Below are 18968 nucleotides of genomic sequence, written 5' to 3'. Positions count from 1 at the left end.
CAGGCAATGGGCTAGACTAGCCCGCATGCGCCCGGATATTTCTCAAGGATTAAGAGATACCTGGGTCGCCGCGATCGGCCTTATTCCCCTCGGCCTACTCATGGTCCAATCCGGTTTCAGCTGGTGGTGGACGCCGATTTTCTCCCTCGTCATCTACGCCGGCTCTATGGAATTCTTGGCCATTTCCATGGTTACTGGTGGGGCTTCCGCCTTTGCTTCGTTGCTTACCGGATTCATGGTGAACTTCCGCCATATTTTCTATGGCCTCACCTTTCCCCGGCACCGCATTCATTCACGGGTGGGCCGGGCTTATTCCACATATGCGCTTACCGACGAAACCTATGCCATCGTCTCCTCCCTCCCCGCCGAGGAGCGCCCGAGTGGGAACCGAATACTCACCATCCAAATCTTTTGTCAGGTCTTGTGGGTAGGCGGCGGCATCGTCGGTGCCCTCGCCGGCCGAGTGATTCCCTCTTCCGTGCAGGGAATGGAATTCGCTCTGGTTGCCCTTTTTGTCGTGCTTGCAATGGATTCCTTCCGCAGTAACCAGGACTTTTCATTGCCGTTAAGTGCTGTGGTGGTGGGAATCCTTGCTGCAGTCTTCGCCCCAGGACAACTGCTCATGGTGGGGCTGAGTGCCTACTTCATTCTGCTTATTATCCGCTACGCATCTCCCCGCATCGATGCCGCTATTGGCTTGCGTAGCCGCGGCGAGTCTACGAGATTCCGGGAGGAACGCTAATGCCCGCTGGAGTTACGCTTGCTTCCATCGCCACGGTGTTGGTCCCAGTCGGCCTTATTACCATTGTGCTGCGCCAGCTTCCCTTTTCCTTTGTGAAATGGATGAAGGATAGCCAGTTCTTTTCATTGCTGGGCATGATGATGCCTGTAGGTGTGATGACCATTTTGGTGGTTTATACCGTCTACGGGCAGGCAGGTGCCCCTGGGGGCATCTGGGCGGCTCTCCTCGGCGTGGTGGTAACCTTCCTGCTCCACCTGTGGAAGCGTGAATCAGCGCTGTCCATCTTCGGAGGAACCGCTTTTTATATGCTCCTCGTTAACGTTGTCTTGTAGGCATCGTGTTTCGACGCTAAAGGCCGAACTTGGCGGTAGCTTCGGACCATAGGGCGTCGAAATGAGATTGGTCCACGTATTTGGCGCTAATGTCTGGAAACTCATCGTAGGTATCCGGGTGTGGGATAACCTCCTGCGGCTGATCTACGTTTCCCGTGGAACTGGTCGGGGTAGCCACACCAACTATGGCATCTGAGGGATCGAGGGCGATCATGCGGACCATTCGACAGCTGCGCGCATCTTGCTCCTCCATTTCCGCCATATGGATGGCCGAGCCTACGCCGGGCACGGTTAGTTCAGTTCGTACGTATAGAAATTTCCCCATAGGACCTAAGTGTAGCTACGTGGTGGCACGCTGGGCGTAGCGGGATGCCAGCCACGAACACATCATTAACTGGACCTGGTGGTAAATCATCAACGGCAGGATAAGTAGACCAAGAGACGTTCCCCCAGAAGCAAAGATAACCGAGGCCATGGGTAGGCCCGTGGCTAGTGACTTCTTCGATCCACAGAACTCGATTGCGACTGTATCGGCGCGCTTGAATCCCAATTTTTCACTTACCTTCTTGGTGAGCCACAGCATGAAAGCAACGAAGATCGCTGCGAAGGCGACAAGGAAGGCCAACTCCCATATGGAGATGGAGGACCAAATTCCGTCTACTACGCCTTTGGAAAAGGCAGAATACACCACCATGGCAATGGAGCCGCGGTCTACCACTTTGGTGGCCTTGCTTTGGGCGAATTTGCCAACCCAGCGCCGAGTCAGCTGACCCAGGATAAAGGGAGCCAGCAGCAAGAGCGCGATTTCTCCAAATACGGAAGTGTCGATGTGGACTCCTCCCCCGGTACCCATGAGGAGCATAACCAGCGAAGGGGTAATAAATACTCCGACCAAGTTAGAAGTAGATGCTGACACGATTGCGCCGGCGACGTTCCCCTTCGCGATGGAAGTGAAAGCAACCGAAGATTGCACGGTGGACGGCACCAGCGTGAGAAACAAGATCCCCAGGTACATATCGTGCGAAATGAAAGCGGTAAGCGGTCGTAGCGCTATACCTATTAGCGGGTAGACCACAAAGGTGAAGGCCAGGATCGTTAGGTGTAGGCGCCAATGCTTAAGCCCATTGAGGGCCTCTTGAGTGGAGAGCCTAGCGCCGTACAAAAAGAAGAGGAAAGCGATCGCAACATTTGTTAACTGGCCGAATGTCTCGGCAAAATCCCCACGGGCTGGTGCAATGACCGCAAGGATGACCGCCAAGATGATGAGCACTATGAGGGGGTCGGGCTTCTTTAAACTCTGCAGCATTCTAAAAGTTTAAACCCTACCGCTCCTTCTTCCCGGAAATACTCGGGCCAAAAATATGCCCTCTGTGGTTTCACGTGAAACCACAGAGGGAGGAATGCACCCTAGGCTGTAGTGACATTAGAGCCGTCTTGCTTAACTTCGTATCCTTCCAAGGGGTCGCGGCCCGGTCCGGATATTACGCTTCCATCGCTGAGGTCATAGGAGGTGTTATGTGCGGTGCAGGTGGCCGTCATGCCATCGATCTTGGTGATCGGATTGTGCTGGTGCGGACAGGTCTGGGAATAGGCCTTGAACTCACCTTCTTTCGGCTGAGTAAAAATGACGCCATCTACAATCTTCGCGGATCCGACCGGAATTTCCGTAGCTGCGATTTCCGCGGACGGAGAAGAGCCACAGGCTGCCAAGTAGGCACCTGCGAAGGTGGTAGCGGTACCGAGCAAGAAGATTCGGCGAGAGCACTTATTCATGCCCTTAGTCTAGCTGGTGATGGTGGTGCATTGTGACTCAGCCGAGTAGCTGATCGAATTTAGAGTTTCACGTGAAACACAGGAGTTAACTAACCAGATAGCCCTCCCATGTTTCAGGGGAGCCAGTGGGCGTAGGAGTGAGTTCATAGGTGCCAGATTCAATGCCTAAATCATCGACGATGCTATGGGTCGACTGCTGTCCCTCCGCTACCGGTGTGGATGTCGGCTCTTTGTGGCCTTGCTCGTTATAAGCGCCAATGACAAAGGTCGAAGCGGCGATGGCTGCGAGGGCGGTGCTTTTCTTCATATGTATCATTTTGCCCAGCGGAGGCCTCTGATGCTCTTTACTTTCTGGGTTCCCCGAAAGCTTTACGCAATCTCCATCGTTATTGGCAGTAAGGCGAAAAGTACGGTAATCCAATTATTAACGAAGCCTAGCGTTGAAGTGACCAATATATTGAAAGAGTGACGGGATATCGTAAGTGACGGAACAAGAAGATGTAACGAGCCTGACCTATAACGTCACTGTGACTGTCGGGAAACATCCAATGAGCTATTCAAGCGAGAGGAAATAGCTACAAAAATTCCCCCTCTGGATGAGGCGTAATTCTTATCCAGAGGGGGGCGGTTGTGCAGCAGGCGCTGCTATCTGTCAGATTCTCGTGCGGCGTGACGGAGTGCGTCGACATCGACCTGCGGTGTAGAAGCCGCGGCAGCCTCTTCCCCACCGCAACCGTCGGAGCCACAATTGCAGGAATCCCCACAACCTTCTTCACTAGCGTGTGCCTGTTCGTAGAGGAACGCGGCACGCGAGCCGAGGTTGGAACCTACAGATAGGGCGAGAACTGCCGCCACAAAGGTAAGAACCGGAAGGAGCCACATCCAGCCCTCAGCGCTAAGCGCGACGATTCCACCGAAAATTAGGCAGACACCGCTGAGGATCCAGAATGGACCAGCGATGCGATGGGCGTTATCCCACGCTTCGCGAGACTTGCGGATTTCTTGCAGTCGCAAGCCAATGTAGTTATTTCCGGGTAGGCGCTTGGTTGAGGCCATGGTACCTACAACGATGAGGAAGACGGCGAGGATGAAGAAGATGATTCCCACTGCGATCATGTATTCAGTTTAGCCTTGTAGTGCTGAGATAAAAATTGCGCCTAGGCCGAGTGTTCTGTCGCTGTGTGCGCTCAGGTAGTATGCATTTAAGGTCGATTGATAGATATTGAATCGACCTTGGCCTCCGCACTGCGCTGTTTCGCCTCGGTCGTTTAGTCCTAGAGGTAGAGCACCCGATCTGATTGTAAGTAAATGAATCTCAAGAAACTCTCGGAATCTTTGTTGTTCCGCATTATCGTTGCCATCATCTTTGGCGTGGTGGTCAGCCGATTCGCGCCAGAATGGTTTGGTCGCGTATTCGCCACCTTCAATGGACTATTTAGCAACTTCCTCAACTTCTTTATCCCGGTCCTTATTTTCGCGCTGATCGCTCCGTCCATTGCGGGTCTCGGGCGTGGTGCCGGTAAGTGGCTGGGGGTTACAGCGGGGATTTCCTATGGCTCCACTATTGTCGCCGGTCTTCTTGCCTATGTGCTTGCCCACTGGCTCTACCCCACCATGCTTAGTGGTCAGAATCTGATTACTAATGTCTCCGATATTGATGAGGGTGCACTCTCTCCCTACTTCGAGGTGGAGATGGCGCCGCCTTTTGAGGTTATGACTGCCCTCTTGTTGTCGTTCTGCATTGGTGTAGCTATGACTACCGTGAAGTCCGATACTTTGTATGCTGTCACCAAGGAATTGGAGAACGTAGTAGTTAAGGTAATCTGGGGCTTTGTTGTGCCGATTTTGCCCTTCTATATCTTTGGCATGTTCTTGGGATTGGGCATGAATGGCAATCTGGGCTCGGTACTTTCGGCCTTTGCCAAGGTTTTGATTTTGGCGGTTGTCATGACCCTGGTTTACTTGGTCTTGCAATACATCATTGCTGGTGCGATTACCGGGAAGAATCCCTTCAAGGCGCTTCGCAATATGCTGCCGGCTTATTTCACGGCTTTGGGAACCTCCTCTTCTGCCGCGACTATCCCAGTGTCCTTGGAGTCTACGCTTAAGAATGGCATTTCAAAGCCGGTGGCAAGCTTTGTTATCCCGCTGTGCGCGACCATCCACTTGTCCGGTTCGATGATTAAGCTGACGCTCTATGCCTTCGCAATCGTGTATATGGCAAACCTTGATATTAGCACCGGTACCGGACTTGGCTTCATCTTCTTGTTGGGAATCATGATGATTGCTGCTCCGGGCGTTCCGGGCGGTGCCGTCATGGTGGCGGCCGGCCTTCTGGCAGACATGATGGGCTTTGATGATGGCATGGTGGCGCTCATGATCGCCGCCTACATTGCCATCGACTCGGTCGGCACTGCCGCCAATGTCACCGGCGACGGTGCTATTGCGATGATCGTAGACAAATTCGCAGGCGACAAGAATGACCCCTCCGAAGAGGAATCTGCAGAAGCAACCGCGTAGAGGCTCACCAAAACCACACCCCTCGTTCAGCTGTCGAGAGCTGACGAGGGGTTTAATGCGTTGTGGGACTATTTTCGGGTCGCCGCCTTCATGCGGGTGACAAACTTAGCGAGTTCTTTGTGCAGCGCGGGGTCCACGCGAGCGCGGCCTGAGGTCCCTTCGATTTGGGTCCGCTCTGCAGCGGTTTCACGTGAAACGTGGCGATCAACGATTTTAGTAATGGCCGAGCCAGTAATAGCCCCCTCCGCTCCGGCTGCCACGGCATCGCGCACATGCTCGGGTGCTGAAATGCCGAAGCCGAGCAGTACCGGCGGGCCATCGAATCTATTGATGTTTGCTACGACTTCTTCAAGCCCGATGGTTTTAGATTCTCTTTCGGTACCTGTCACACCGTCGCGCGAAATGGCATAGATATAACCCCGCGAGCTGTGAGCGACGCCTTCGAGGGTGCTCGCGGTGGCACGAGCCGGGGCGATGAAGATCGGATCTATACCGGCCTTTTCTGCTGCAGCGATGAATGGAGCGCCTTCGCGTACGGGGACGTCGGGAAGCAAGATGCTATCCGCGCCTGCCTTAGCGAATTCGGAATAGAGGCGCTCGGAGCCGCGCGTGAAAGCCACGTTGCCATAGATCAACATGCCAATGGGAAGCTCAGGGAATTCTGAGCGAATCGTCCGCACCTGTTCTAGAGCGGAATCTACGGTGGCGCCAGCCGCTAGCGCCCTAAGGTGAGACGCCTGAATGGTCGGTCCATCGGCCACGGGATCAGAAAATGGGACGCCAAGTTCTAGTGCATCTGCACCGGCCGCGACAACGGTTCGTACAATGTCCAGCGTGTCCTCCGGGGTGGGATCGCCCAACATGAGGAAGGGGACGAACGCGCCCTCTCCCCTTTCGCGCAGTGATCGGAATAGGTTCTCGTATCGATTGCTCATTAGTGCTTCTCCTGCAGTTTAAATTCTGGGTGGGCCTCAAGTGCGCGGCGAACATGGTCGATATCTTTATCGCCGCGACCAGACAAAGAGACCACAATGGTGATGTCCTCATCCTTCCGTTTCAAGGCATAAGCAAGAGCATGGGAAGACTCAAGGGCGGGAATGATCCCTTCCCGCTGGGATAGCAGTTGGAACGCTTCCAATGCCTCGGCGTCTGTAATGCCAACGTATTGTGCTCGGCCGCTGGAGTGAAGGTAAGCATGCTGTGGACCGACTCCCGGGTAGTCGAGTCCGGCGGAAATGGAGTATGACTCTTCCACTTGGCCGTCTGCGTTCCTCATGAGGTAGCTGCGTGCGCCGTGGAGTATTCCTACGGTCCCGTTGTTGATGGTGGCACCGTGCTTGCCGGAGTCCAGTCCTTCACCGCCCGGTTCAGTGCCGACGAGTTCCACTTTTTCCTCCGCAATGAAGTCTGCGAACATACCGATTGCATTGGAACCGCCTCCGACACAGGCGACGACTACATCCGGCAGGCCGCCGGTACGCTCAAGCATCTGCTGCTTAGCTTCTTCGGAAATGACCTTATGGAACTCCCGGACGATAGTCGGGAAAGGGTGTGGCCCAGCCGCAGTGCCGAGGAGATAGTGGGATTCATGGAACGTAGCGGTCCAATCGCGGAGCGCTTCATTCACCGCGTCCTTAAGCGTTCCGGACCCGGTATCAACGGCTACGACTTTCGCGTTCATTAGCTCCATACGGAAGACATTGGGCTGCTGCCGCGCGACGTCTTTTGCCCCCATATAGACCACACACTCGAGCCCTAAGAGTGCGCAAGCCAGTGCGGTGGCGGTGCCGTGCTGGCCCGCTCCCGTTTCTGCAATGATGCGAGTCTTTCCCATACGTTTGGCGAGGAGGGCCTGTCCGAGGACTTGGTTCGTCTTGTGCGCGCCACCGTGTACGAGGTCCTCACGTTTGAGGAAGATCCTCGCCTTACCGCCTAAATTTTTTACCTCTGTCAGTGGCGTGGGCCGGCCAAGGTAGTCACGCAGAAGGCCGCTGAGCTCTTCGCGAAAGGACGGGTCATTCTGTGCTTCTACAAAAGCCTTCTCAAGTTGGTCGAGGGCGGGGATAAGGGATTCTGGGACGAACTGTCCACCGAATTCACCAAAGTATGCTGGAAGGAGTGTTTCACGTGAAACGGTCATGATCGTGTCCTTTCTATGGGTGTGTATAGCGTCGGATGATGTGGAAGGCTTGGGACACAAGCGAGGAATCCTTGCGGCCGGGTGCGTACTCTAGACCCGAATTGAGATCGAGCCCCATCGTGCCGATCGACAGAGCCTCTTCGAGGTTGTCTAACCGGAGGCCACCGGCGAGGAAGGATTTATCCTTAACTTCAGGGGGGATAGTGCTCCACTCGAATGAGCTTCCTGACCCGCCGCTTCCGGAGTCCAGGACTAGCGCTTCTACTTCTGGGACAAGGTCAGTTGCCAGTCCTGCGAAATCGGGGCTGAGCATATCGACGGCACGCCAGACGGATAATCCGCCCGCGACGCTGCGTACCTGGCGTAGGAATTCTCTTTCCGCTTCCCCACTTCCTTGGAATGGGGTGTGGAGCTGAAGTGCCTTGAGTCCTGGGAGCTCAGAAAGTCTCTGTAGCTCTTCGATATCCGAAGAACGTGTCACGGCCACGTAGTCCAGACCCGGCTCTGCGGAGATGATGTCACGCGCGGTTTCACGTGAAACTGTGCGCGGCGATTCCCGTACGAAGATAAGTCCTCCGTAGCGGGCCCCTGCAGCACGCGCCGCTTGCGCAGCGGAGGCAGAGTTAAGCCCGCATACTTTATTGCCACCGTAGACAAGATCGCGAGCGGCGCGATCGATATCCTCTTGGCGGCTGAGTTGTGAGCCTACAAGGAATGCGTGCACGTGAGAGCCCAGCCGGCGGACGGTGGCATTGTCGCGGATTCCGGATTCCGAGACGATCGTTTTTCCTTCAGGGATATGGCTAGCGAGGCGCTCGGTTCGTTCTAGGTCGATGCTGAGATCGTGGAGGTTGCGGTTATTGATACCGATGATGTCGCCACCTAATTGCAGCGCTCGTTCCACCTCTTCCTCGGTGATGGCTTCAGTCAGGACGTCTAACCCCAGTTCATCAGCCAGCGCCTTGAGTTTAACGTAGGTGTCATCATCCACGATGGACATCATGAGCAAGATGGCATCGGCTCCGTAGTGTCGCGCGGCGTAAACCTGAATGGGGTCAACAATGAAGTCTTTGCACAGCACCGGCAGGTGGGTAGATTGGGCGACGGTTTGCAGATGGTCATAGTCGCCGCCAAAGCGCGCAGGCTCGCACAGCACCGAAATGGCGGAGGCATAGCGTGAGTAGATGCGAGCGATATCGCCCGGACGGTAGTCCGCGCGAATCAACCCCAGGGATGGCGAGGCAGACTTACATTCCATGATGAAGCGATTGGTGCCATCGAGGGCTTCGACAAGCGAACGCTCCGAAGGCGGTACGCTAGCGAGGTCCACGTAGGACAACCTGTCGCGAATGGCCGGCAGATGAGTGCGGCGCTGGGCGACGATCTCTTGTAGCACGGTTGGCAATTCCTTCGCCGTCATTAGTTCTTCTCCCCTACCGCATAGTTGGCGCTTTCGTGGATATGGAGCCACTTTTCGACAGCGCCGCTATTAATCAGATCCTTAGCGTGAGAGACTCCTGCTGCGATACTCCTCGTGGTCCCGTTGAGGTAAAACATGGCTCCGGCGGTGGCAGCGATGGCGTCCACGTGTGCGGGCTTACCTCGGCCGGCAAATACCGCGCGGAGGGCTAAGGCATTTGCAGCGCCATCCCCACCGGCAAGCTCCGCGAGCTCGTGGCGCTCGATACCGAGCTCTTCAGGGGTGAGCTGGTAGGTGATAATGTCGCCGTTCCTGAGCTCCCAAGCCTGCGTGGTGCCATGAGTGGCAATCTCATCCGTGCCGGCTCCATGGACGACTAAGGCGCGCTCGCGGCCAAGTTCTCGAAAGACCTCTGCAATGAGTTGGCCTTGATCTGGGTTTGCAATGCCCATGATTTGGAGTGATGGGTGTCCTGGGGACAAGAGCGGGCCGAGGGTATTAAATATGGTTGAGATGCCCAGTGCCTTGCGCACCGGTTGGACGTGGGCGATGGCTGGGTTGTAGGCGGGGGCGAAAAGAAACGTAAAGTTCGAGGCCTCAAATTGGCGGACCGCTCGGGCGGCGTCTAAGTCGAGCGGGATATTAAGAGCCTCGAGTACATCCGCAGATCCGGACTTGGAAGAGACCGAGCGGTTGCCGTGCTTGATCATCTTCACTCCCCCTGCAGCGGCGACGAGCGAGGCCCCCGTCGTGATATTGATGGTATTTGCGCCATCGCCCCCAGTGCCGGCCGAATCCATAAGGCCTTTTCCGGTGATGGGGAAGGGATAGCCCACCTTTAAGAAAGCCTTGGCGGCGCCGGCAACGTCCGCGAAAGTCTCGCCCCGAGCCCGGATATGAGCGAGCAATGCCGCGATATGGATATCGTCGTAGGCACCCACGGCCAAGGGGGTAAATACCTCCGTGGCTTCTTCGATGGTGGGTTGTGGATTGCTTAGATAGGCCTGAAAGGTCCGCAGTGGTGTTCGGCTCATTTTAGTTTTCCTTCTCCATAGTGGTGTGGGTAGATAGTTGGTGAATGCAGCGTTGGAGCATTACGGGGCCAGTGGGTGTGAGGACGGATTCTGGGTGGAATTGCAGACCTAGCCCCATACCGTCTTTTGTCTCCGCGGCCATCACTACTTCGCCGATATCTGAGGAAGTGTGTGCTAGGCAGCGCATCTCTTGCGGGATATCCGTACAGCCGAGCGAGTGGTAGCGTGCCACCGGAATCTGTGTGCCGAGACTATTTGGTTGATCAGGTTCGGTATCGGTGGCAAGCCCTTGGAATACGGGATGCTGAACCCCGGCTGGCGTGAGAGTCATCGGAACGGATTTCCCGTGTACCGGGCCGCAGGGCGCAACTGCCCCACCGTGGTATTCAAGAAGCGCTTGGAAGCCGAGGCAGACGCCGAGAATGGGAGTGGTGCCCAGGGTGGCGTCGATAAGCTCCATCATGCAGCCGGCCGACCGTGGATGGCCGGGGCCGGGGGAAAGCACAATTACGTCGGGCCGCGCCCCCAATACTTCATCGACCGCAACGGTGTTACGAAATACTGTGGTATCGAACCCAGCTAGGGCATCGACGAGGTTATAGACAAAAGAATCGTGGTTATCCAGAAGGACAATGTGTGGCGAACTCATCGCTGCACCTCCAAGTCGGCACCGTGTGCTACGGCAATGGCATTGAGCACGGCGTAGGCCTTATGCACCGTTTCATCGGCCTCGGCCTGTGGGACGGAATCTTTGACAACACCGGCACCGGCTTGCACTACTGCGGTGCCGTCTTGGACGTAGGCGGAGCGGATGACAATGCAGTTATCCATGGCGCCATCGCCGCGCAAGTAACCTACTGCCCCGCCGTAGGATCCGCGGCGTGTCCCTTCCGTTTGCCGCACCAGCTCGGTGGCACGAAGCTTGGGCGCACCCGTCAGGGTGCCCATGTTCATACAGGCTCGATAGGCATCGAGCGCATCGAAATCTGAGTGGAGCTTCGCCGTGACTCGGGAGACCAAATGCATCACACGGGAGTAGCGGTCCACCTGCAATAGCTCTGCCACCTGGCGGCTACGAGGAACGGCCACCCGCGCGAGATCATTGCGTGCTAGGTCTACCAGCATCGTGTGTTCCGCAATCTCTTTGTGGTCAGTACGCATCTCTAATTCATTGCGGATATCAAGCTCATGGCTGATGCTCCCATCCGGGCGCAGCCCGCGCGGCCGAGTGCCAGCGATGGGATAGAGCTGCACTCCCCTATCTTCCGGCGTGAACCTGAGATTGGATTCTGGCGACGCGCCAAATAGCTCATAGCCGTCGCCACGAACGTAAAACATATAGGGCGAAGGGTTAGTGTCTCGTAACGTCCGGTAGGCCGCGAGGGCGCTTGGACATTCCAGCGCGAAGGAACGCGCGGGCACTACTTGGTAGATATCGCCGGCGTGAATCTTGCGTTGGAGCTTTTCCACGTCTGCGCGAAACGTTGCGTCATCCGCATCAGCCACCGCACGGATCTTGCTTCTCTGTGGTGCCGTGGGGCGTGGGGTCTCCGGCCGCGTGGCTAGGGAATCAAGTTCCGCTTTAAGGTGGTCTTCGTCGATATCCCAGCCCTCTAGGCGCGCAGTTCTTTGCAGGTGGTCTACCTCCAGGACCGTTTGAGCCACCAAGACCTCATAGTCTGGGTAGGAATTCGGCCCCGGTTTAACCTCGGGGAGATCTTCGAAGGTGGCCAGGTAGTCATAAGCGAACCCGCCCCCTAGAAATGGTAGTAGCGGAGAGGAATAGGTGGCCTCTAATTGGAAGAATCGCAGAATGTCAGCGGTTGATTCAGCAAGGAGTCGCTGCCGCTCGTCGGGTTCGGCAGAAGGCGGGAATTCGAATACAGCGGTAGTAGTTTCACGTGAAACTAGGCGGTGGCGGAACCGGTCTCGGAGAGGAGGAAGGAGCACCTCCCCCGCGTTGGTGAGGGCCCGCACCTCCACCCTGTGGCCATGGCACGTGACTCTGAGTGCTGCCTTGAGGATGGCGAGACAGTTGAGGTTTTTCTTAGTCTCGATGTCTGCGCTTTCGAGCAACAGGGAGTCGTGCGGTTGCGCGAGCGCGTCAAATGTGGCGGCCGCATCGCTGTCGTAGGGTATGTCGCGGGTAGCCGTGTATGGCATTGCAGTGCCCTTTCGGAGAGGGTGGGTATGGGAAACGAAAATTAAACTTCCACGAGCACAGGCACAAAAACGCCAAAAGGCCCGCAGAATGCGAGCCTGAAAATAGCTTGCGAAAGATGGCCCGCGGGTTACGCGCGCCACCACCAAGCAGTAGTCATGTTCTTCATGGCAGCTACTTTAACCCAAATTTCTATAACTCGGAAGATATTGCCGATAAATATTCTCACAGCCCGAGCTGGCTTTCTCGCAGAAGAAGCCGTATTCGGGACTTTAAAGACTTTAAAGAAACGAGTGGGGTACTGTTGGGTGCATTAACAAAGGGAAGAAAGGTGATGTAAATGACTATGAGTCCTAATGAGGTAGTGGCAAAGGTTCCTACCCAACTTTTGATTGGAGGCGAGTGGCGAAAGGCATCTTCCGGCGAGACTTTCACGGTGGAAAATCCCGCCACCGGAGAGACCATTGCTACGCTCGATTCTGCTAATTCCGCTGATGCGGTAGCCGCTCTAGATGCTGCTTGTGCGGTGCAAGATGAGTGGGCACGAACCACCGCGCGCGAGCGGGCGAATATCCTCCGCCGGGCCTTCGAGCTGGTACACGAGCGCGCCGATGAGTTCGCGACGCTGATGACACTTGAAATGGGAAAGCCTTTTGCCGAGTCTCAAGGTGAGGTCACCTATGGTGCTGAGTACCTGCGCTGGTTTAGCGAAGAGGCAACGCGCGATTATGGCCGCTATTCCCCCGTTCCGGAGGGCACTTTGCGTATGGTCACACGCCGCAAGCCGGTCGGGCCATGCCTGCTAATTACCCCATGGAACTTTCCCCTCGCGATGGCCACGCGCAAGGTGGCGCCTGCTGTTGCGGCAGGCTGCACCATGGTTCTGAAACCGGCCAAGCTCACCCCACTGACTACGCAGTACTTTGCGCAAACCATGCTCGATGCCGGCCTGCCCAAGGGCGTGCTCAATGTGGTTTCCGGAAGCTCTGCCTCAGCCATTTCGGAGCCTTTGCTTGCCGACGATCGCCTGCGCAAGCTTTCCTTCACCGGCTCCACCCCAGTGGGCAAGACTCTACTGAAGGGTGCCGCGGATAATGTGCTGCGCACCTCCATGGAGCTGGGCGGCAATGCTCCGTTCATCGTCTTTGAGGATGCGGATATCGATCAGGCCGTAGCAGGGGCCATGGGTGCGAAGATGCGCAATATTGGTGAGGCCTGCACTGCGGCCAACCGTTTCATAGTGCACGAGTCCGTGGCGGAAGAGTTTACGCAGAAGTTGGCGGCGGAGTTTAACAAGCTCGTCGTGGGCAATGGCCTGGACGAAGGCGTTACCTGCGGTCCCCTCATTGAGGCCAAGGCGCTCGACAATATTGCCGCCTTAGTGGATGACGCAGTGGAAAAGGGCGCCACCGTTGTTACCGGTGGCAAGCGTGGCGAAGGTGAGGGTCACTTTTATGCCCCCACGATCTTGAGCAATGTTTCACGTGAAACCCGCGTGGCCCAGGAGGAAATTTTCGGCCCGGTTGCACCTATCTTTACCTTCAGCGAGGAGGCGGAAGCCCTAGAGTTAGCAAACGAGACGGAATATGGTCTTGCGTCCTATGTTTTTACGGAAAACTCAGACCGCCTGTGGCGCGTGGCCGATGGTCTCGAATTTGGCCTGATGGGATTCAATGCCGGTGTCATCTCCAACGCCGCTGCCCCATTCGGCGGCGTCAAGCAATCCGGTTTGGGCCGCGAAGGTGGCGCCGAAGGTATTGAGGAATATACCTCAGTTCAATACCTGGGCATCCGTGACCCTTATGTCAATGTTTAGAAACGCAAGCGTCTGAAAAGACACACAGGCCAGCCGGGCTCCCTTTCGGGGCCCGGCTGCGGCTTAATAATGTAAACATTCATTAAAAATGAGCCCGTTTTCCCGAACTAAAGCATTTATCCTGCTCAAACCGTCAATATTGTTTGCATTGGGCTGCAAAAAGTGAGGCCGAACAAGACCAAGAGAGTCTTTTGATTAACCATTGAAGCTTGAGGGGCGTATAGTTCCTCTCCGTATAATTTAATTCGTATTTCCTTCGACTGCGCAGCGTGGCCTCATGGCCTGCTCGTGGAGAGGGAATTTTCTTTTTGTTATTTGGAGTGAGTATATGACGTCTACTGAATCTGCAGCGGCTAAGCCGCAGCTGATTACACCCACGTTCGTTCTCGCGTGGGTGGCTAATTTCTGTCAGTTTTTGGTCTTCTACTTGTCCGTGACCACCATGGCCCTCTACGCGGTAGAGAGCTTCGGGGCATCGGATACCGTGGGTGGTTTTGCCTCCAGCGCCTTTGTTCTGGGCGCGACGTGTATGCGCGTATTCTCGGGCTGGCTCGTGGACCGCGTAGGCCACAAGAAGGCCGCCCTGACCTCTCTAGTCTTCGTCACAGTTGTTGCTATGGCGTATTTTTTTGCACAGAACGTCGCCGTTCTTATCATTGTCCGTTTCCTGCACGGCACGGGTTACGCTTTGACCTCCACCGCGCTTATGGCAGTGGCACAGTCCGTCATTCCGCACGAGCGCCGCGCGGAGGGTACTGGCTACTTCGCCCTCGGTACTACCTTGGCAACGGCCTTCGGCCCAGCACTCGGCCTCTTCTTGGCTAATAACATTGGCTACAACACGCTCTTTGCTGTAGCGCTAGGCGCTAATGTCGTGTCTTTGGTCCTGGCCTTGGTACTGCGCTACCCAGCTGAAGTTTCCGCCGAGAAGCCGGCCTTTACTTTGCGCAATGCCGTGCACCCCAACGTGGTTCCCATCGGCCTGTTTATGTTGTTGGTCGGAATCGCCTACTCCGGTGTGGTTACTTATCTCAACGCTTATGCGCGCAAGGAAGACCTTGTGACTGGCGCAGGCCTATTCTTTATTGGTTATGCGGTAACCATGCTTATCATGCGCTTTGTTTTGGGCCGCATCCAAGACCATAAGGGCGATAACGCCGTGATGTACCTCGGCCTTGCAGCCTTTATTATCGCTCTGCTCCTCATGGCCTTCCCCACCAACGACGTCATGCTGGTGGTTGCAGGCGCCTGCACCGGTCTGGGTTTCGGCACCCTCAGCCCCGCCTGCCAGGCCATCTCTGTGCGCTCGGTACCCACCGCACAGATGGGCGCGGGTATCTCCACCATGTTCCTCCTGATGGACCTAGGCATTGGCCTGGCTCCGTTCGGCCTAGGCCCCATTGTTGGGGCAACCGGCTTTGACACCATGTACCTCATCCTTGCGGCCCTCGTAGTCATCGCAGCCATCTACTACTTCTTTGTGCACGGTCGCTTCCCCAAGGCCAAGGGGCACCATCTACACTTTGACGAGAGTAAGTAATACAGTTACTCCCCTGTTTGCCTGAAGCAGTAAAAGCACACCAGCCATCGAGGCTGGTGTGCTTTTACTTTAGGCGCACCTGGGGATCGTCGCTTGAGGATATGGATGTAGGGTGCGGTGCGTAGCGTAGGGACTGAAAACTAGCCCCAGGGGGCTTACGTTATAGGGCTAGCTGCGAAGATCGTTGTGCTGGTGCGCGGGCAGGCAGCCGGCCTCGATAACGCGCTGGGCAAGAGTACGGTTGCCCATTTTGGCGGCAAAGGCGATGCGCATAGTGATGTCATGGTTGGGTGGCGTATCCATCGTGATGCTGTCGCCGGGTTGGATGCGGCCGGGGGAAATAATGCGCAGATAAGTACCGCAATCGCCACGGGCGGTCCAACGCTTGAGCCACCCGCGCTCCCCTAGCCAGCCGGCAAAGGTGGAACAGGGTTGGCGGGGAACGGATACCTCAAGTACAGCGGTGCCGATTCTTAGGCGTTGGTTAATGAGTAGAGCGGACAGGTCGACGCCTTGGGTGGTGAGGTTTTCACCAAAGCAGCCAGACGCCAGCGGGCGGGAAAGCTCGGATTGCCAGTAGTCCAACTCTTCGCGGGCGTAGGCGTAGATGGCTTTATCATTGCCGCCATGATGTTGGGTGTCACCAATTATATCGCCGCGCACGCCGGAACCATCGCCATAATGGGGGCCGGGCGCGGCCACATCGATGAAGGATTGCGGCTGCTTGTCGATGCCCGAAAACTCGTGCCGCCCGCTCGGGTCTGGCCGGCGGACGGCGACATTGGTGGAAATGACCTGCATGCCTGCCACACTAGCTGAGCGTGAGCGCCTCCGCGGTGAGAATATCGCGGTAAAACAGCTGCGGCGCGAGGGAGACTGCTTCAGCTAGCTGCGGGAGGGCGCCGTCAAGCGCAGCGGCGAAAGCGGGGTCGGCCAGCTTGCCATTGGCCATGCCGCGCGCCGTGATGGCAAAGACGTAGGAGATAAACGGCATCCAGGCGGAATCGCCGAGCTCCGAATTGCCATCACCAAAGGCATCGAGCGCGAGCAAGGTGTGCAGTACGGACTTATCCACACCTAGCTGCTGCAGCGTTACCCGCAGCTGCATGGCGGTGCTGCGCAGGTTGGAGATGGTGCCTAGGCGGGTGAGCGCGAGGTCGTTGGCAAAGCACTCGCGCAGTGCAGAGATGCGGTGAGCATCGTCGCAGAGCTGATCGCTGGCCGTCGATGGTGTGGGCGCCTCACCCGTGGCGCTCATCAGCAGCATTGGGCGGGTGAGATCGTCGACGCCGGTGGATGGCACGCGCGCGAGCGCGGCGGAGCCGTGGGCTTCGATGTAGTCATGGGCGGCGTCGGCAAGCGCGGCCAGCAGTGAGGAAGGCTTTTCGGCCGGCTCCTCACGGCGGAAATTGCGGGAGACCAAGCCGGTGCGGACAAAAGCGCGCATGCGCTGACCCGGCTCAAAATCCGCCGCCATGAGGGCATCCATGCTGGCACGCGGATCGGCCTCAATCTCCTTGATGATCGCCTCGAAAGTTTCCTTGGCCTTGGGCGCTAGGCGGCGCATAGCCGCGTAGGTGGGCCACACACCCTCGGTGTTTGCGGTTTCACCATCCTGGAAGATGATGAGCGCGCTCGCCGGCGGGTACTGCGGCGCGGCCAAGTCGCTGGCCGGCTCGTCCTCACGGAAATCCACGATGAGGTGGCCGGCATCCAGCAGCTCCTCGGGCAGCTCGAAGCCTTCCTCGGTGGGTTCCAGTGGCAGCGGCTCGCCTGCGGGATTGCCCAGTGGCCAAGCCCATGCCAGCAGCTCCACCTCTTCCTCGTGTGGCTGCTCGGGGACGAGGATGCCATCCTCGATGGTGGCGCGGGAGACCAACGGAGCTTTGCGCACGGTGGCGATGGCGGCATAAATGAGGTCGCTGGCCGCAGTGGCCTCATATTCCATGACGCGACGCTCAAAGCTGCGCTTTTGGTGCGCTGCGCGCTCCTTTTCCGGCAGGCCTTCGAGGTATTCCTCATAGGACAACGTGGACCACAGGAGGTAGAGCTCCAGCGAGGTCTTCTTCGTCAGCGCCGACTTCAGCGCGCGGTTTGGTACGGACAGGCTGGTGGCCGCCTCCGTAGAGCCATTGGCGGTGACAAGGTCCCTAATCTTCTGGTTCTTATCAATAACCACGAATTTTGCCAGCGGCAGTGGCTCCGGCGAGTGGATGGTAAAGAGCGCATCGGCGTCGAGCTGGTCTGCCAGGATGACTTGTTTATCGAGGTAATCGACTGGTTCGGCCGCGGTGCGCTTGACCCGGGTACGAATCGTCGCCGGTTCCACCTGGAAGGTCAGCTCATAGCCGGCCTCGCTGCCGATGGTCTCCTCGCGTACGCTCTCGTCCTCACCAAAGACGCGCTGGCCCTTTTCCATCTGGATGGGCTTATTCGGCGCAGAAGCCAAGGCATAGCTAAACGGAGAAAGGTTGCCCAGGGCGTCGATGAAGCGGAAGTTAGTGCCACGCGGGCCCTCGTTTTTGGCGCGCATATGCAGTGTTTCCGCGAAGTTAAGGTACTGGATATCCACCAGTTCCTCATCCTTGTACAAGCTAAAGCGGTAACGGCCTACCCAGGGATCTTCGAAGGCATCTGCCGGGAGTACCTCGTGGATGCCCTCCGGTAGCTCATCCTCTAGCACGGCCTCCTCTTCCCCACCGATGGGGACGTAGGTCAATTCCATGCTGAGCTCTGTGTTCGCGATGACGCGCGGTGACTGGGTATAGACCAGCTCGCCATCTAGCCCGTGGGCATTGGGCAGCGACTTGACGGCCATATCCCAGGCAAAGTCAGGGCTGCCAGACACCTTGATGGTGGCGGGCTCCTGTTGTGGTGCCTCCACCGTGAAGGATTGGCTCACCTCTAACGGGAAGATGGACCAACCCTCCCAGGCGCCGTGGGGACGGGCCTCGCCGACCTTGGCCTTAGCAAGCTCCGTGCCAGCAGGGGCGATGCAGGTATATGAGCCTTTAGGCATCGCTGCGGTGGTATCGACCGGACGATGGGTGGAATCCAGCACTAAGCCGCCATTGGCCACGCCAGCGAATTCCAAGGTGTGCTCTTCAAAGGAGACGCTCAGGTGGCTAAAGGGGTGGGGCATGCTGATCCACAGCCCGGGCTCCTCGCCCTCCACGTAGTAGAACTTACGAGTGTCCTCGCTGTCGTCGAGCAGCTGAGCGGACACGGTCCACTGGGGATCCTCTGGCTGATAACCTGCGGTTAAGGCTGGTAGGTACAGCTCCAAAGTGTGGGTAGCTGGGGAGAGGCGCAGGTGCGGAATCCCCTGAAATACCGCTGCGTCTGCAAAAGATGAAAGCTGGCTGCGAAACTTCTCCTGGCTCATTTACCCCAGCCTAGATCATTTTCATGCAGATCTGCATTTTGGCTGCGAGCGGGGGAAATGACCCGAAAGCCGGGGGTGAGTCCAGCGAAGAATTTGGGAGCGCGT

At 56.9% G+C, this 18968-nt stretch carries 18 protein-coding genes; 5 read left to right on the top strand and 13 right to left on the bottom strand.

Annotation, left to right across the window (positions count from 1 at the left end):
- The first annotated feature begins 25 nt into the window (after positions 1-25).
- Both RAE07_RS07205 and RAE07_RS07200 read left to right on the top strand, forming a co-directional pair.
- A complete protein-coding gene (locus RAE07_RS07205; protein WP_284836038.1) occupies positions 26-742 on the top strand; it encodes an AzlC family ABC transporter permease in 717 nt (238 codons plus the stop codon).
- Positions 742-1074, top strand: a complete 333-nt coding sequence (locus RAE07_RS07200; protein WP_200288494.1) for a branched-chain amino acid transport AzlD family protein — start codon at positions 742-744, stop codon at positions 1072-1074. The genes RAE07_RS07205 and RAE07_RS07200 overlap by 1 nt, the downstream gene beginning before the upstream one ends.
- A 16-nt stretch (positions 1075-1090) precedes the next feature.
- Here RAE07_RS07200 and RAE07_RS07195 read toward each other — a convergent pair whose 3' ends face one another.
- The 5 genes from RAE07_RS07195 to RAE07_RS07175 form a co-directional block, all read right to left on the bottom strand.
- On the bottom strand, positions 1091-1399 hold the full coding sequence (locus RAE07_RS07195; RefSeq protein WP_284836039.1) for a hypothetical protein: 309 nt from the start codon (positions 1397-1399) through the stop codon (positions 1091-1093).
- Positions 1400-1414: 15 nt separating this feature from the next.
- Positions 1415-2380 carry a bile acid:sodium symporter family protein gene (locus RAE07_RS07190; protein WP_259825468.1) on the bottom strand — a complete coding sequence of 322 codons (966 nt, stop codon included), beginning with the start codon at positions 2378-2380 and terminating at the stop codon, positions 1415-1417.
- A gap of 101 nt (positions 2381-2481) precedes the next feature.
- Positions 2482-2847 (bottom strand): Rieske (2Fe-2S) protein, encoded by a 366-nt coding sequence (locus RAE07_RS07185; RefSeq protein WP_049359108.1) that lies wholly within the window; start codon positions 2845-2847, stop codon positions 2482-2484.
- 85 nt (positions 2848-2932) lie between these two features.
- A complete protein-coding gene (locus RAE07_RS07180) occupies positions 2933-3154 on the bottom strand; it encodes a hypothetical protein (protein ID WP_200288497.1) in 222 nt (73 codons plus the stop codon).
- 338 nt (positions 3155-3492) lie between these two features.
- A complete protein-coding gene (locus tag RAE07_RS07175) occupies positions 3493-3963 on the bottom strand; it encodes an SdpI family protein (protein ID WP_200288498.1) in 471 nt (156 codons plus the stop codon).
- A gap of 192 nt (positions 3964-4155) precedes the next feature.
- Between RAE07_RS07175 and RAE07_RS07170 the strand changes: the two genes are divergently transcribed.
- The gene (locus RAE07_RS07170; protein WP_023020171.1) at positions 4156-5367 is read left to right on the top strand and encodes a dicarboxylate/amino acid:cation symporter; all 1212 of its coding nucleotides are present in this window, start codon (positions 4156-4158) and stop codon (positions 5365-5367) included.
- 68 nt (positions 5368-5435) lie between these two features.
- Here RAE07_RS07170 and trpA read toward each other — a convergent pair whose 3' ends face one another.
- The 6 genes from trpA to RAE07_RS07140 are packed head-to-tail and all read right to left on the bottom strand — an operon-like array spanning position 5436 to position 12124.
- Positions 5436-6302 carry a tryptophan synthase subunit alpha gene (gene trpA, locus RAE07_RS07165; protein WP_317001639.1) on the bottom strand — a complete coding sequence of 289 codons (867 nt, stop codon included), beginning with the start codon at positions 6300-6302 and terminating at the stop codon, positions 5436-5438.
- Positions 6302-7507, bottom strand: a complete 1206-nt coding sequence (gene trpB, locus RAE07_RS07160) for a tryptophan synthase subunit beta (RefSeq protein ID WP_317001638.1) — start codon at positions 7505-7507, stop codon at positions 6302-6304. The genes trpA and trpB overlap by 1 nt, the downstream gene beginning before the upstream one ends.
- A gap of 13 nt (positions 7508-7520) precedes the next feature.
- Positions 7521-8927 (bottom strand): bifunctional indole-3-glycerol-phosphate synthase TrpC/phosphoribosylanthranilate isomerase TrpF, encoded by a 1407-nt coding sequence (gene trpCF, locus RAE07_RS07155; RefSeq protein ID WP_248100255.1) that lies wholly within the window; start codon positions 8925-8927, stop codon positions 7521-7523.
- Positions 8927-9961, bottom strand: a complete 1035-nt coding sequence (gene trpD, locus RAE07_RS07150) for an anthranilate phosphoribosyltransferase (RefSeq protein WP_023020167.1) — start codon at positions 9959-9961, stop codon at positions 8927-8929. Before trpD ends, trpCF begins: the two co-directional genes overlap by 1 nt.
- Before the next feature lies 1 nt (position 9962).
- Positions 9963-10610, bottom strand: coding sequence for an anthranilate synthase component II (locus RAE07_RS07145; protein ID WP_317001637.1), 648 nt, complete (start codon positions 10608-10610; stop codon positions 9963-9965).
- Complete coding sequence (locus tag RAE07_RS07140; protein WP_317001636.1) at positions 10607-12124, bottom strand: anthranilate synthase component 1; 1518 nt, start codon at positions 12122-12124, stop codon at positions 10607-10609. The genes RAE07_RS07145 and RAE07_RS07140 overlap by 4 nt, the downstream gene beginning before the upstream one ends.
- Positions 12125-12462: 338 nt before the next feature.
- On the opposite strand from RAE07_RS07140, the gene RAE07_RS07135 reads away from it, so the two are divergent.
- Both RAE07_RS07135 and RAE07_RS07130 read left to right on the top strand, forming a co-directional pair.
- Entirely contained in the window at positions 12463-13938 is a 1476-nt protein-coding gene (locus tag RAE07_RS07135) for an NAD-dependent succinate-semialdehyde dehydrogenase (RefSeq protein ID WP_317001635.1), read from the top strand.
- Between the two features lie 328 nt (positions 13939-14266).
- Entirely contained in the window at positions 14267-15478 is a 1212-nt protein-coding gene (locus RAE07_RS07130; RefSeq protein WP_317001634.1) for an MFS transporter, read from the top strand.
- A 168-nt stretch (positions 15479-15646) separates the two neighbouring features.
- On the opposite strand, the gene RAE07_RS07125 is transcribed toward RAE07_RS07130, so the two are convergent.
- Positions 15647-16279, bottom strand: a complete 633-nt coding sequence (locus RAE07_RS07125) for an MOSC domain-containing protein (protein WP_301732859.1) — start codon at positions 16277-16279, stop codon at positions 15647-15649.
- A gap of 10 nt (positions 16280-16289) precedes the next feature.
- The gene (locus tag RAE07_RS07120) at positions 16290-18863 is read right to left on the bottom strand and encodes a hypothetical protein (protein ID WP_317001633.1); all 2574 of its coding nucleotides are present in this window, start codon (positions 18861-18863) and stop codon (positions 16290-16292) included.
- Positions 18864-18968: the final 105 nt, after the last annotated feature.

This window comes from Corynebacterium nasorum (assembly GCF_032821635.1).
Lineage (GTDB): Bacteria > Actinomycetota > Actinomycetes > Mycobacteriales > Mycobacteriaceae > Corynebacterium > Corynebacterium kefirresidentii.
Note: the sequence above shows the minus strand (reverse complement) of the source record. Positions and strands in the feature narration are given on the sequence as shown.

Bases quoted from the DNA above. Each gene is read 5' to 3' on its own strand.
- RAE07_RS07205 (WP_284836038.1), top strand. From the start codon at position 26: ATGCGCCCGGATATTTCTCAAGGATTAAGAGATACCTGGGTCGCCGCG.
- RAE07_RS07200 (WP_200288494.1), top strand. From the start codon at position 742: ATGCCCGCTGGAGTTACGCTTGCTTCCATCGCCACGGTGTTGGTCCCA.
- RAE07_RS07195 (WP_284836039.1), bottom strand. From the start codon at position 1,399: ATGGGGAAATTTCTATACGTACGAACTGAACTAACCGTGCCCGGCGTA.
- RAE07_RS07190 (WP_259825468.1), bottom strand. From the start codon at position 2,380: ATGCTGCAGAGTTTAAAGAAGCCCGACCCCCTCATAGTGCTCATCATC.
- RAE07_RS07185 (WP_049359108.1), bottom strand. From the start codon at position 2,847: ATGAATAAGTGCTCTCGCCGAATCTTCTTGCTCGGTACCGCTACCACC.
- RAE07_RS07180 (WP_200288497.1), bottom strand. From the start codon at position 3,154: ATGAAGAAAAGCACCGCCCTCGCAGCCATCGCCGCTTCGACCTTTGTC.
- RAE07_RS07175 (WP_200288498.1), bottom strand. From the start codon at position 3,963: ATGATCGCAGTGGGAATCATCTTCTTCATCCTCGCCGTCTTCCTCATC.
- RAE07_RS07170 (WP_023020171.1), top strand. From the start codon at position 4,156: ATGAATCTCAAGAAACTCTCGGAATCTTTGTTGTTCCGCATTATCGTT.
- trpA (WP_317001639.1), bottom strand. From the start codon at position 6,302: ATGAGCAATCGATACGAGAACCTATTCCGATCACTGCGCGAAAGGGGA.
- trpB (WP_317001638.1), bottom strand. From the start codon at position 7,507: ATGACCGTTTCACGTGAAACACTCCTTCCAGCATACTTTGGTGAATTC.
- trpCF (WP_248100255.1), bottom strand. From the start codon at position 8,927: ATGACGGCGAAGGAATTGCCAACCGTGCTACAAGAGATCGTCGCCCAG.
- trpD (WP_023020167.1), bottom strand. From the start codon at position 9,961: ATGAGCCGAACACCACTGCGGACCTTTCAGGCCTATCTAAGCAATCCA.
- RAE07_RS07145 (WP_317001637.1), bottom strand. From the start codon at position 10,610: ATGAGTTCGCCACACATTGTCCTTCTGGATAACCACGATTCTTTTGTC.
- RAE07_RS07140 (WP_317001636.1), bottom strand. From the start codon at position 12,124: ATGCCATACACGGCTACCCGCGACATACCCTACGACAGCGATGCGGCC.
- RAE07_RS07135 (WP_317001635.1), top strand. From the start codon at position 12,463: ATGACTATGAGTCCTAATGAGGTAGTGGCAAAGGTTCCTACCCAACTT.
- RAE07_RS07130 (WP_317001634.1), top strand. From the start codon at position 14,267: ATGACGTCTACTGAATCTGCAGCGGCTAAGCCGCAGCTGATTACACCC.
- RAE07_RS07125 (WP_301732859.1), bottom strand. From the start codon at position 16,279: ATGCAGGTCATTTCCACCAATGTCGCCGTCCGCCGGCCAGACCCGAGC.
- RAE07_RS07120 (WP_317001633.1), bottom strand. From the start codon at position 18,863: ATGAGCCAGGAGAAGTTTCGCAGCCAGCTTTCATCTTTTGCAGACGCA.